The following is a 12,914-nucleotide window of genomic DNA, read 5'->3' on the forward strand; positions in this document are numbered from 1 at the left end:
TACTTTATACGAGCCAGGGATTTAAGAGCGCCTTTATTAAAAGCTTATGGTTCGGTGGTTGCGTGTTTTATCTTGGTATGCTGTACGGAAATTCAGCCGGGTTTTATAATCATAAAAATAAGATTGCCGAAGCGTTGGCGATTAAATTCGATTTTAACAGCACTACGTTATGTTCTAATTTAAAAGGCAGCGACGGCACTAAGTTCCTTCCTATTGGCAATGGCAAGCTTCTGGTTTATAGAGAAAGTCCGCGAGGAAATCGGTCGCTTTCGGTACACAGTTGCACGTACCCTTAGCAAACCTAACGAGGCGCTGCAGTTGACCGCCCAAAGCGCTGGCGCGCTTCGGGTTCCCTCCGCAGGCTGCGCCTGCTCCGGCGTCAACTGAGCTTAGGCGTTAGATTTTTCAGGTGAGTCAGTCGGAAGGAGATATTCTTGTTCAACTTATTGATTTCGCATGATCCAGAGAGCTGGACTAGCTCTCCTTTCGAGCTGGACAGAAGCCGGGTAGCTATCGAGTACACCGCTGACGAGATTAGTGAGCGATATAAATTCTTAGATGATAAAGCTATCGAAGAACTAAAAAGCTTCCCCTCGTTATTTGTGGTTGAAAACGAGGAGGTGGAGTCGCGGGTCGGGTACATAACCAATGTACGCCTGAGACAATCCACCGTTGTTTTTGATTTTGAGTTAGACACAATTTTGCCCAGTCTACCTATTGGTTCAATTGAAGCTCTGCGTATTGATTTCGATCTTGGCCGATGGGAATTATCGCGAACGCATTGGGCTATTAAAGATGAGCCACTATTCGACATATTGGTCCGAAAGGGATATTTCACGCCTCAGCAGGTCGAAGCTTCCCAAGCTTTGAAGGATAGAGCCGCCGCTCAGCCGCCTATAATTCCTACGGCTCCGGGTGAATTCAATGCTTCTCAGGTTTTTATTGTCCATGGGCACGATGAAATCACTAAACTGGAGATGAAGGATTTCGTTGCTGAGCTTGGATTGGAGCCGATCATACTGCACATGCAGGCCAGCTCAAGTCGAACAATAATTGAGAAAATTGAGTACTACTCAAATGTTGGTTTTGGAATCGTTTTGTATACCCCTTGTGATATTGGAGCGAAGGCTGGCCAGCCCAACGGTCGATATCGGGCGAGGCAAAATGTTGTTTTTGAGCATGGCTTTTTAATTGGGAAGCTCGGGCGTCCTCGGGTCGCCGCTCTGGTCAAAGGCGATGTCGAAACTCCAAATGATATTAGCGGTATGGTTTACATCACGATGGACGAGCAAGGTTCTTGGAAACAAGAGCTCATAAAAGATCTCAGAGCAGCTGGGTATCAGGTTTGAGTGAAAATCTAACCAAGCCATGCACCGGATGCCAAAACCTCCGCTTCGCTGCGGTTTTGCCACCGGTGATGGCGGGCGTTAGGCAATGGGAAAGTTTAATGGCAGATGACGAGCTGATAAAAACGGAAATACTCAAAGAGCCTACTCATTATTTCGCAGCTCAAGAAAAGACGCTGGATGCTCGCCTCGAATCTTTAGAGTTACCTCCTGGAGAGGAGAAACGCATAAAAAGCGATAGGGCTCGCAAGGTTATTCGTGATCGAGCGCTTGGGCTGTTCAAGATTGGGGAAGTAATAAGCGAATTTCTGAATTGGAATGAAGCGGTTGATAACGATCTTCGCGATGCTAAGAAAGAGTACCTCCTATCTAAATACTTTGAGAAAAACGACGAAAATAGCGAGGCAATTAGTAGCCTAAAAGACTTCTTGTCGAGCCCTCAGGGCAATACTATTTTCAATAAAATTTTACGAATACTCGACGACTCCCCGCCCGATCTCGAACTTGCAGAGCATTTATCCAGTGCCTTGCAGCACGTAATCAACAACGACTTTGATACGCTCTTTGAGCAACATAAATATGCTCTATCGCAAATCGAAAGGCTTACACCGCAAGCTCTTACTGTATTAAGCGATTATCGTGATTGGCCGTCTTTCACCTTGTCGAGCTATTCGGCGGCAGGTTCAAAAATCACGTCCGACTGGCTTTCTGAATTTGCGCGTGCATATTCAACCCGAAAAAACATTGCTGACGAAGGCAAGCGAAATAGGTTGAGGCATTCGATAAATGAATTGATATCGTTGCGGTTCGTTGAGGCGCATTTGGTCGGGGAAGACAAGGTAGCTAGTTGCCGTATCACGTCGGTTGGGACGTCTATTTTAGTTTACGTGGATGCCTAACAGTACGCTGCAGTTGACCGCCCAAAGCGCTGGCGCGCTTCGGGTTCCCTCCGCAGGCTTCGCCTGCTCCGGCGGCAACTGAGCTTAGGCGTTAGGGGGTATGGATAGATATGTCTGACTCAATGATTGAAGAGAGTGCAAAAGGTACTGGCGTTGAAAAAGATATAGCGGATTCTATAGTGAGCGAATTCTGCTTGCAGTTACATAAACGACTGTACGAGTATCGTGGACTCAACGGTGACTATATTGGAGAAGAACTTTGCAACGATATATCAGGTCAAGCTTTCTACCATGTACTGGGATTCTTGGATAAATTTTCCGAGCGCTATAACTGGGAGGAAGGTTCGGCTACAGAATATTTGTTAAGACTGGGGTCACGCGGCGAGTGGCGGCCTTTCGAGCACCAGACCACAGGGTGGAAAAGTGGCCAAGAGCAACCCTAACGAGACGCTGCAGTTGACCCTCCAAAGCGCTGGCGCGCTTCGGATTCCCTGCGCAGCCTTCGGCTGCTCTGGCGTCAACTGAGCTCAGGCGTTGGGTAACTGTGTTGTTTGTGTTCGCACATTGGGTTGGTAGCCAAAGAAAACGGCTCACTCGGCTTCGTTACGTCGCGGCCCGGCCGTCGAAGCAAATCACTTGTTCGAATAATGCGCTTTCGCTCGAAGCCGGGTGTATTTCGGCAAAGTCGGCCTTCGCAGTCGCAACCGGCTCTGGCCTCTTCGCTTCAAGCAAGACAGCGGGCCTCGTTTGATGCACAACGACGGATTCCGGCTAAGCGGTTTCTTTTAAGCTTTGCTATCGTCAGGGTGTGCGGGATTCATCGGCACCAAACTGTGGGCTCCGTTCAGCCGGCTGGGTAGCCTTCGCTCAACGGAGCGGCGACCACTCCAGGGCAATGCAGTCACCCAACCGGTCGCTGAGGGTAAAAGGGGACAGACCACGGTTAATTGATGGGGTCGGGCGCCGGGGCGGGTCTTGCCCCATACCGGCAATAGCAAAACCGGGCCCAATCACCTGAGCCGACCACGCAACTCGACGGCGACTGGACCGTCTGCTGGTGCCGCGAATTCGACCATTCGACGACGTTCCTCTTGTCGCCAAACGGTGATGTGCACCCGCCATTTGCGTTGACTACGCAAATGGCGCGATGGGTCGCGGTTGGCCGATTCAAGGCCTTCCGCGTGCAATAGAGTAGGGCGGTGGTGTTAAAACGCCATGCGGTAGCCGCATTTACATTGTCTTTGTCCGCGTGTCGCGGCCCACGGCGCGGCGTGATACGTTTCGTAGAAGTTGATGTAGAGAACGCGCCGGCAGTGTGGGCATTTCAGGTCGCCGGTTCCGCTCCGGAATAGGGGGCGATGCCCCGGTTGCGTGCGACGTGATTTGATGAGTCTCATGGGGTACCCGTGCTGTTGCTGAACCCGAATCCAACGTAGGGCGCAAATGTTGGAAAAATATTGGCGTTCGCCTTGGACGGCGGTTGACTGATGGGGCGCTTCCCATGCGTTGTCGTGGCTGGGGAGCGGTGGGGCAGAACTGGATATCAGGCGGCCATAATCGCCAGACGATAATAAGAGGGGCGCGCGCGGGGATTTCATGCGGGATCGCGCCGTGCCCTTGGGTGAGACCGTGAAGGGGGTCACGCGCACTCCGGGGGAGCGATAGCGCATGCATCGTCCAGGACCGTTCATCCGGCGCGGACGCCGGTTGGTTACCGGCCGTGAGTGCACTGAAATACGCTTGGCGCCGGCGGTGCGACTTGCAGTCGCCCGTGGGCTGATCTGGTCAGTGGCCGTATTGGCCTGCATGCCCGGGGTCGCGACCGGGTACACGCTTTACCAGAGCAAGCGCGGGCGGAAGCTCGATTTCATACTCGATGCGGGTGTGGGGCTGTTTTCCAGTCAGCATGATTACTCCGGCCAGCGCCGCGGTTCTCTGGCGTGGAGCCTCAGCGCCGCCATAGTGGGGCTGTCCGGCAAGCTGCCTGTGGCCGGCGGTTCGACGGTCTATGGCGCGGTCACCGGCTTGGGTACGGTCGTCAACGGCGATGGCGATGCCGCCGGTGTTTCACACGGTGGCGATCGCAGTGCGCGCCTCGACCAGGCCTATGTCGGCTGGCGTTCCGGAACGCTCTTCGGCGTGAAGGACGCGATCGATGTGTCGGTCGGCAAGCAAGGCCTGACCTTGGACCGGGGCTGGCTGGTCGACAGCGGCGCGCTGGCCGTTGGCACCGGGCGAACGTTCGATGAGACGGCGGTTGCGCGCTTCCGCCTGGGCGCTGGCTTCACCGCCAAGGCGTTCTATCTCGGTTCGGACAAGGCCATGACCGGCAAAACGCACCTGGCCGGGGCCGATCTGGCCTACGCGGATGGGGCCGGCGACGCCCTGGGGGCGACTTATCTCCGGGTCACGGACGTCGACTCGACGACATTTCACGGTCTTTGGGCTGCGCGGGCCGGTCTGAACACGTTCAGCGTGCGTGGCCGCAGCCGCCTGGGCCTGGACCATGCATTGTTCTCGTTCGCGGGGACGCTCCAGCGCGGTCATCCGACCGTCCGGGGCCGGCCACGCCGCGTGAAGGCCTGGGCGTGGTACGCACAGGCGGCCTATCGTTTTTCCGGCTGGCCGTGGACGCCAAAGCTGGTCTATCGCTTCAGTTCGTTTTCCGGTGACAACCCGGATACGCGGACGCTCGAAGGCTACGATCCGCTGTTCTACGGCTTTTACCGACAATACGGCACCTGGATTCAGGGGGATGTGGCCGGGGTGTACACCGGGCCCTTCAATCGCAACGCCGACATACAGCACGTCGGGTTGTACGTGCATCCGCCCGGCCTGCGGCGCGCGGGGGTGATGTTTTTCCACTACCGCATCCGTCAGACGCCTGCGGGCGTCAGTGACGACTTCGCCCGGGAATGGGATTTCTTTGTCGATTGGTTGCCGAAGCCCAATGTGTTGATATCGCCGTCCTTCGTCATCTTCGATCCCGGCGCCGGTGCGGCGGCGCTGATTGGCGCGCGCCAGACCAATCATTTTTTCCAACTCATCGCCGTCTGGCGGTTTTGAACCGGCGCGAGCCGGGCTTGTAGTGCATGCGCCGGGTTGAAGACGGCCTCTGGGTTACCCGGTTTGCGATCGCAAACCGGGCGGCATGTCGGTGCGGATCTCGTCGGGTATGCAATCTTCACCGACCCGCGCCATAAGCACGGCCAGCGGCCAGCGCATCAGATTCTGGCGGTGATTTTGTCGGATGAAATGCCGTACGGACAGATAGTGAAAGTACAGAAGCCGTCCACGGATTTCGTCCATATCGAGCACCTGGAGCATGCATTCCAGGGTCGCGTTCAGATCGACGGCATCGGTGGCGGCGAAAAACAGGCCGAGATGGGCCCGACTGCTGGGCACGTTCTGGTACATGTCGGTTGCGACAAGCGCCGACGCGTCGTGGTCGCCGATGGCGGTCAGGGCCTGGCATTGGAGTATCTGCACATAGAGGCGGAAGTCCGTGGCCCGAGGCGCGAGTTCCAGCGCCTGGTCGTAGAGCGCCAGTGCCTCGTCGGTGCGCGCTTCCCAGGCGTACATCTGGCCCACGGTGGTAAACCCCGTCGCGAACGCAGTGGTCTGCTGCAGCGCGTCCTGCGCCAGTTCCAGGGCCAGCGGCCGGTGGGCCTTGTTGACGAAATACAACAGCTTGGCCGCGTTCAGGACGAACACGGGGTTGTCCTGAAGCTTGGGCAGCGCGGCCAGCACCCGTTCTTCGATTTCGGCTTCGTCCGCATGCCGCCTGTGCCGCTCGGGGCCTGCGAATATGTCGCGGCCGGCGAATATATACTTGGAATGCAGCGTGGTGGCGAGCAGCAACTGGCTGACGGGATCGTGCGGCTTGTCCCGCAGGGCCGCGCGATATTCGCGCTCGGCCGCCCGGTTGGCGGCCATCGACCGCCGGCGCTGGGCGAGTGCCAGCGCGGCCGCGGCCTGGTGGTCATTCGGGTTTTCGCGCAGGCGCGCTTCCAGCTGTTCTGCGGTCTTATCCCATTGCGGGCGGCTCTGGGCGAACAGCAGCGCGGCTTGTTGCAGGCCGATGGCCAGCGGTTGCGCATCCGGCGCGGTCGCGGCGTTTTCGTTGTATGTCAGGCTGCGCCGGATATCGCCAATGATCTGCCGGGCCAGGTTTGCCGCGATCTGGCCACAGGGCAGGGATTTCGGGTCGGGCGCGCTGATGCGTAGCCGCGTGACACTCAGGATGACCCGGGCGGCGAAAGGTTTGAGCGTCACCGCGCAATCCAGGCATCGATCGGCGCTTTTGACGAAACTGACCTGTACGGCGAATCGCGGGGGCTCGCCCTCGAAGCATTCAGGCGCGGGGCAGTCCAGATCGAGCGTGACCTTGTGCCGCTGGGCCGTATCGCGATCGAGTTGTCGCATGAGCGTACGGAGAAACGCCCAACCGGCCTCGGCCAGGTGCCCACTGAAGTGCAAACCGCGAACCGGGCCGACGACGATAAGTGCGCCAGCGGACGGGCGCCGCGTCTGCACGCGCTGTGCAACCCACAGATAGCCCTCGCCGTATTGGGTTGCGATATAGCGCGGCTCGGTGGCCGAATCGCGCAACTTGCGCCGCAGGCTATTGATGATGTAATCGACCTTGCGATCGGAAATCTCGGGATCGTCTCCGACGATGGCATCGAACAGGCGCTCGCGCCGCAAAACCGTATTGGCGTGGTGCACGAACACGCCGAGCAACGCACGTTCGGCGCCGGTGAACTTGAGGGCATCGCCTGTCGCCACATGGACCGCGGTAGCGAAATCCGGCGAAAAACGCCAATCCCCATATTGAGCCGGGTCCAACATCGTTCAGTCCCCCACGCACTCCAGGCCCGAGCCCCGTACTCGGCGCGGGCCCGTGCCGACGATGGGTTCGCCTGTTCTTGCCGGGGCCCTTGGATAATCAAGCTAACCGATAAGCCCTGTGTTTCGCAAAGCGCCCGCGGGCCGCGGCATCCCGCGCCGGCGAAGCTGCCGCGCCCACACGATCACCCGGCGCCGCGGCTGCCGGGCCGTTCCGGTATGGGTCTCGGGTGTGCAACCTGTGTGCGCTAAAATGCGCGCGGCACGGCCGTTATCGGCACGGGCAGTGGCCAACGTGCGCGGTGCCCGGGCCCTGCCGACGATCACTTGAATCGAGATCCACCCATGGCAAAACAGGACCGCGCTGCGCTTGCGGCCATCCAGAATGCGTCGCCCGAGGCGCTGCAGTCGTACTACGACGACTGGGCGCAGGCCTACGACGCGGATCTCGCCGCGATGGGATATCGGGCGCCCCAGGTCGCGGCTCGCATCCTGGGCGAGTACCCGGTGGTTCGTGCCGCGCCGATACTGGACGCGGGCTGCGGTACTGGCCTCACCGGGCAGGCGCTCGCCGGCGAAGGGTTCGAACACCTCGTCGGGCTCGACCTGTCGGTGGCTTCGTTGGCGCAAGCCGAAGCCAAGTGCTGTTATCGCCGGCTTGTCCAGTGCGACATCAATCAGCCGTTACCGCTCGCCGACCGGCAGTTCGCCGCCGCCCAGTGCATTGGTACCTTGACTTACGTCCGCGATGTTTCGCCGTTCATGCGCGAACTCTGCCGTGTGGTGCAGCCGGGCGGCCTGATCCTGTTCACGCAGCGCAAGGACCTGTACGGCGACGCATTCCAGGCCGCGCTGGATACCGTCACGGCCCAGGGGTTGTGGTCGCTGCTGTATCACTCCGAGCCACAGCCGTATCTGCCGCACTATGAGGCGTTCGGCCGGGCGCAGGATATTCACTACGACCTGTATCGTACGGCCGATTGAACGGGCCCGGTTGTCGCAACGTCATGTCGGGCGAGGCCCGGGTCTGTCGTCGTTGCACACCAGGCGGCGCCCGACAATCGGCCCGGTGCGGTAATCCCGATGGGCCGCCGGCCTTTGTCGCACTCCTTCAGGCGCGGCGCGCTTATCGTGGCCGGGGGCCCGCGCGCCTCGTCTTGCCGCAACACGGTCACCTGCGGCGCGTTGCATGAAATCGCGGCAGGCGACGTGCCATAGCCGCGACTGCGTGGGCCACTCCGAAGCGAGTGCGTTCGCTCGGGTCGCTGTGTCCGCGACCGGCGCCCGCCGGGCGGGCGGCGCGTGAACGGCCGGCGGGGGCCTCATGCTGCGTTTCGCACTCGGGCGTGCGCCTGATTCGAACGGTATTCCGGGGCGCCAGCATTCCATGCATTCAGGGCATCCAGGGGCGTTCCGCAATGCATCATCGGCATCATAATCGGTAAAAGTGGTCTTTGACACGTGCATTGGCGTACTGGGCGATATGGCTCATAGCTTGCCCGCCAGCGGCCGACTTTTATGCGCCGCCTGCCTAAAGTTTTCCTGTATCTGCCGATATTGCTGTGACTATCAGGTTATCCGGCTTTCCACGGCGAAAAAAAGACGGCCCCAGTGGCTTTTTGCGATTTACAGAGCATGAGGCCGACCGGACCCGCGGATTATTTCTATCAGAATACAACCCAAGAATGGGAGCTCATATTTAAATGCTTAAAAGCGTAAAAACAAAACTTGGCGCAGGCTTCGGGCTGATCCTGTTGCTGGTCTGCGCGCTGGGCGCGGTCTCTTTGCATTCACTGCACAACAGCCAGCAGAACGCTAATCAGATTTTCAACAGCAATCTGAAAGCGATGCATTATCTTGGCGAGGTCAACCTGCAGTTGGGCCGGGTCGACGCGCGCGCATTGAGGGTGATGAACAAGAAAGATGCGAAATCTGCCGCGAATCTGGAGACGTTCCTCAATAGCGCCAAAACGAAAATCGCAAAGAATCTGGGGAAGTACTATCCGGCGATGGTCGGTAGTCCGAGCGAACATGCGAAGGCGAAACAAGCCATCGCCGACTATCATGCAGTTCTCCCGCTGATGAATCATTTCATCAGCCTTGCCTCGGCCGGCAACTTCCAGCAGGCGATGACCGATTATTCCTCCAACGTCGACAAACCGTTTCGGCAACTGCGCTCGGAGTTACGTGACCTGGGTAGCCTGCAGGTGACGCAGGCCGATGGGGCGCATACGGCCAGCATCGCGTCTGCTTCGCAGGCCGACGTGATCATGTGGGCCCTGCTGGGGTTCGTGGTGGTGGTCACGATTCTGACGACCCTGCTCATGACTCGCATGATTACCCGGCCGTTGGAGCAGACACGAGGCCTGGTGGATGCCATCGGCCAGGGGCGGTTGGATAATGAAATCGTCAACCCGTTCCGCGACGAGTTCGGCCAGCTGCTGACGGGGCTCGCGGAAATGCAGGAACGGCTGGCCGCCATCGTGACGAAGGTGCGCGACGGTTCGGATTCGGTCAGCGTGGGCGCCCGGCAGATTGCCGCCGGCAACGACGAGCTGAGCACCCGAACCCAGCAACAGGCGGCGAGCCTCGAGGAGACGGCGTCGTCGATGGAGCAGATGACCGCGACCGTCAAGCAGAACGCCGACAACGCCACCCAGGCGGACCAGCTGGCGCGGCAGGTGCGCTCGCAGGCGAACGAGGGCGGCGAAGTGGTCGGTCGCGCGGTCGCGGCCATGGAGGAAATCACCGCCGCCAGCCGCAAGATCGGCGACATCGTGGGCCTGATTGACGACATCGCGTTCCAGACCAATCTGCTGGCACTGAACGCATCGGTGGAGGCGGCACGCGCCGGGGAGCAGGGGCGTGGTTTCGCGGTGGTGGCCACCGAGGTTCGCAACCTGGCCAGCCGGAGCGCGAACGCTGCGAAGGAAATCAAGGCGCTGGTGGTGGACAGTTCGGCCAAGGTGGCCGACGGTTCGAGCCAGGTGGCGCTGTCCGGCAGCACACTCGAGGAGATCGTCAAGTCGGTGACCAAGGTCAGCGATCTGGTGTCGGAAATGGCGGCCGCGGGCAAGGAGCAGTCCGCGGGCATCGAGCAGGTCAACATCGCCGTCAGCGAGATGGATAACACCACGCAGAAGAATGCGGCCCTGGTCGAGCAATCGGCCGCTGCCGGGCGCTCGCTGGAAGAGCAGGCCGAGGATCTGAAGGCGCAGGTTGCCTCCTTCCGGGTGGCGGCCCGGGCCGCGCAAAAGATGCGCACGCTGGCGCCGCAGCCGGACGCGGGCCAGTCCCAGAATGGGCCGGCGAAGGCGATAGGCGGCGGCAAGCCTGCACAGGCTGCAAAGCCCGCGCCCGTCGCGGCGCCTGCCTCTGGCGATGACGACCAGTGGGCGACGTTCTAGGGCCGGTTCGCGCAACGAAACCCGGGGGCCACGTCGCCTTGTGCGTGGGGCCCCGGCACATCGAGAAAAACGGCCCCCGCATCAGGCCCTGTTCCGTATGTGCGGCACAGGGCCCCAGTATGCCGCCATCGGCGGTTCAGCCGGCGCCGGTGAACCGGTATGGCTGGGTGCTGCGCGTCTGCGGTCGTTCCGGCCCGGACCGGGCGGCCCATTGCAATCCTCGTCGGCGCCCATAAAGTGCGTCTGCGCAACGGTTTGCAACATACGAAAAATCACGCAACTCGATGAATTCGGCTGAACACGACAATGCGCCGGCGTTCACCGGCGAGGCCACGCTGGGGCTGATTCCGGCCCCCGATCTGCCCGAGGCCGTGGTCGCACGTATTGTGGCGGGCTTGCCGGAACGGCTCCACCAGTGCATCGACGACCGGCTGACCTGGCATGTCGAGACCGTCACCGACCCGTTGATCGGTGCCGAAGACGAGACTAGGCAGATTCTGGCCAAGGCCGGCCGTATCAAGCAGGCGCGAGGTTGGCAGTACGTCGTGTGCGTGACCGATCTGCCGATGTTGCGTCATGGCAGGCTGACGATCGCCGAAGCGGACGGCCAGCATGGCACGGGTGTGCTTTCGCAGCCGGCATTGGGGTTCTTGCAACTCAAGCGCCGATTGCAGGACGCAATCCTGCAACTCGTCAACGAAATGCATCACGGCAGCTCGGATGCCGCACGCAATCGCCAGCAGGTTCATATCGCGCAGCAGGCGGACCGGTATGGGCACGGCAGCGAGATCAGCGCGAATGCCCGCGAGTTGGTGGGCAGTCGCTATCTGCGACCGTTCGTTTCGCTTCGCCGTCTGACACCCGACGATTCCGCGGTGGATGTCCGATTCGTGACCGCGAGCCGTTGGCGGGGCTATATCCAGCTGTTGCTCGGCATGGTGTACGCCAATCGGCCCTGGACGATTCTGCCGTCATTCAGACGGGTGGTCGCCATCGCCTTTGCCACGGGTACCTATGGCCTCGTGTTCCCGACGTTATGGCATTTGAGCGATGCCTACGACAGGGCGCGTCTGTTGGCGTTGATGGCCCTGTCGTTCATCGCCATGATCGCGTGGATCACCATTGCGCACGGGCTGTGGGAGCCGCGCAGTGCAAACGCGCGATTCACGCTGGTCTGGCTCTACAACGCGACCACGCTGACGACGCTGTTGATTGGCGTCGCCTGTTACTACGTCGCTCTTTTCTGCCTGTTTTTCACGACCGCCCTGATCTTCATTCCGGGCCATTACTTGCAGCAGGTGCTCCAGCATCCCGCCGGGCTCTACAGTTACGTGGTGCTGGCCTGGCTGATCACGTCGGTGGCGACGATCACGGGGGCGCTGGGCCTGAGCCTGGAGGGCGATGCCACGGTGCGCAACGCCACCTACGGCTATCGACAGCGCATGCGCCACCGTAAAGTGACCCGGGATAGCGCTTCATCACGCTAGCGGCGCCGCGGGCGGGGCGATTCGGCGACATGACGCAACGAACAACAGCGGGTTGCCAGCGGGCGGCAGCGCCGGCTCCTGAATGGCCGCGGCGCCCGATCAGCGGCTTGCGATAGCATCCGGCGCAAGCGTCAATTCGAGCCGATCGGGGGCACTCGAGCCGCCGCTGCCCGGTCTGGAAGTCGGCATCCCGCCCGCGCAGGGGCGCCAGCATCCGTGTGTCCGGAGACACCCGCGTGCTCCGTGAACCTCGATAGCAAGGAGTGAACACGACGCCGGAACAGAAACTGGACGCACTGGGACTCGTCCTGCCACCGGCGCCCGACCCGTTGGCGCAACACCGCCCGGTCAAGCGGGTGGGCAACATGCTGTACCTGTCGGGCCAGGTCCTGCGTAATGGCGACGGCTCCCTGGTCGCGGGCCGGATGAGCCAGGACACCCCGGTCGACGACGGATATGCGGCGGTGCGCAACGTCGGGTTGCAAAACTGCTGGCGGTCGCCAAGTCGGTGGTCGACGATCTGTCGCGCATCGAGATTGTCAAGGTAACCGGCATGGTCAACGCCGAGCCCGACTTCCGCCATCACGCCAAGGGGGCAACGGCTGTTCCGACCTGTTCACCGAGGTCCTGGGCGAGGCCGGTTTTCACGCCCGCTCCGCCGTCGGCATGGGATCGCTGCCGCTGGGCGTGGTCGTCGAGATCGAGGCCATCATCGCCATCAAGCGATAACGAAAAGTCGATTTCTGTCCGGGGGCGGCGCGAACGGGCCGGTTCGTTGTCGAGCAGCCCCGACGGGGTGAATCGGTAGCCGAAGGAAAAGTGTGTCGCGGTAGCGGTACACAGAGGCGCGCGGCATCGCCGTGCGCTCTGGATGAATACACGGCCTTGGAAATGGCGGGCATCATCCCGGTGCACAAGGGCCCGTCG

At 60.5% G+C, this 12,914-nt stretch carries 11 protein-coding genes; 9 read left to right on the top strand and 2 right to left on the bottom strand.

Translation table 11 applies throughout. From position 1 onward, the window contains the following. The 5 genes from ACS8YF_RS18515 to ACS8YF_RS18535 form a co-directional block, all read left to right on the top strand. On the top strand, positions 1 to 296 hold a 296-nt coding region (locus ACS8YF_RS18515), incomplete at its 5' end, for a hypothetical protein (protein WP_440851590.1). A 138-nt stretch (positions 297 to 434) separates the two neighbouring features. Continuing rightward, positions 435 to 1,349, top strand: a complete 915-nt coding sequence (locus tag ACS8YF_RS18520; protein WP_440851591.1) for a TIR domain-containing protein — start codon at positions 435 to 437, stop codon at positions 1,347 to 1,349. After that, positions 1,346 to 2,245, top strand: coding sequence for a hypothetical protein (locus ACS8YF_RS18525; RefSeq protein ID WP_440851592.1), 900 nt, complete (start codon positions 1,346 to 1,348; stop codon positions 2,243 to 2,245). Before ACS8YF_RS18520 ends, ACS8YF_RS18525 begins: the two co-directional genes overlap by 4 nt. A 110-nt stretch (positions 2,246 to 2,355) precedes the next feature. Continuing rightward, entirely contained in the window at positions 2,356 to 2,688 is a 333-nt protein-coding gene (locus ACS8YF_RS18530; protein ID WP_440851593.1) for a hypothetical protein, read from the top strand. A gap of 1,309 nt (positions 2,689 to 3,997) precedes the next feature. Then, positions 3,998 to 5,311, top strand: a complete 1,314-nt coding sequence (locus tag ACS8YF_RS18535) for an alginate export family protein (RefSeq protein ID WP_440851594.1) — start codon at positions 3,998 to 4,000, stop codon at positions 5,309 to 5,311. Between the two features lie 54 nt (positions 5,312 to 5,365). Here the strand turns inward: ACS8YF_RS18535 and ACS8YF_RS18540 are convergent, their stop codons facing one another. Further along, positions 5,366 to 7,096, bottom strand: coding sequence for a winged helix-turn-helix domain-containing protein (locus ACS8YF_RS18540; RefSeq protein WP_440851595.1), 1,731 nt, complete (start codon positions 7,094 to 7,096; stop codon positions 5,366 to 5,368). A gap of 342 nt (positions 7,097 to 7,438) precedes the next feature. Between ACS8YF_RS18540 and ACS8YF_RS18545 the strand changes: the two genes are divergently transcribed. From ACS8YF_RS18545 to ACS8YF_RS18560, 4 genes are all read left to right on the top strand, one after another. Continuing rightward, positions 7,439 to 8,077 (top strand): class I SAM-dependent DNA methyltransferase, encoded by a 639-nt coding sequence (locus ACS8YF_RS18545; protein ID WP_440851596.1) that lies wholly within the window; start codon positions 7,439 to 7,441, stop codon positions 8,075 to 8,077. Positions 8,078 to 8,796: 719 nt separating this feature from the next. Beyond that, positions 8,797 to 10,500, top strand: coding sequence for a methyl-accepting chemotaxis protein (locus ACS8YF_RS18550; protein WP_440851597.1), 1,704 nt, complete (start codon positions 8,797 to 8,799; stop codon positions 10,498 to 10,500). Positions 10,501 to 10,784: 284 nt separating this feature from the next. After that, positions 10,785 to 11,987 (top strand): hypothetical protein, encoded by a 1,203-nt coding sequence (locus ACS8YF_RS18555; protein WP_440851598.1) that lies wholly within the window; start codon positions 10,785 to 10,787, stop codon positions 11,985 to 11,987. Between the two features lie 263 nt (positions 11,988 to 12,250). Beyond that, positions 12,251 to 12,535, top strand: coding sequence for a hypothetical protein (locus ACS8YF_RS18560; RefSeq protein ID WP_440851599.1), 285 nt, complete (start codon positions 12,251 to 12,253; stop codon positions 12,533 to 12,535). 34 nt (positions 12,536 to 12,569) lie between these two features. Here the strand turns inward: ACS8YF_RS18560 and ACS8YF_RS18565 are convergent. Then, positions 12,570 to 12,914, bottom strand: a 345-nt coding sequence (locus ACS8YF_RS18565; protein WP_440851600.1) for a hypothetical protein, incomplete at its 5' end; no start/stop codon positions are given.

Origin of the sequence: Salinisphaera sp. SWV1, from assembly GCF_052044155.1 — a bacterium.
Classification (GTDB): domain Bacteria; phylum Pseudomonadota; class Gammaproteobacteria; order Nevskiales; family Salinisphaeraceae; genus Salinisphaera.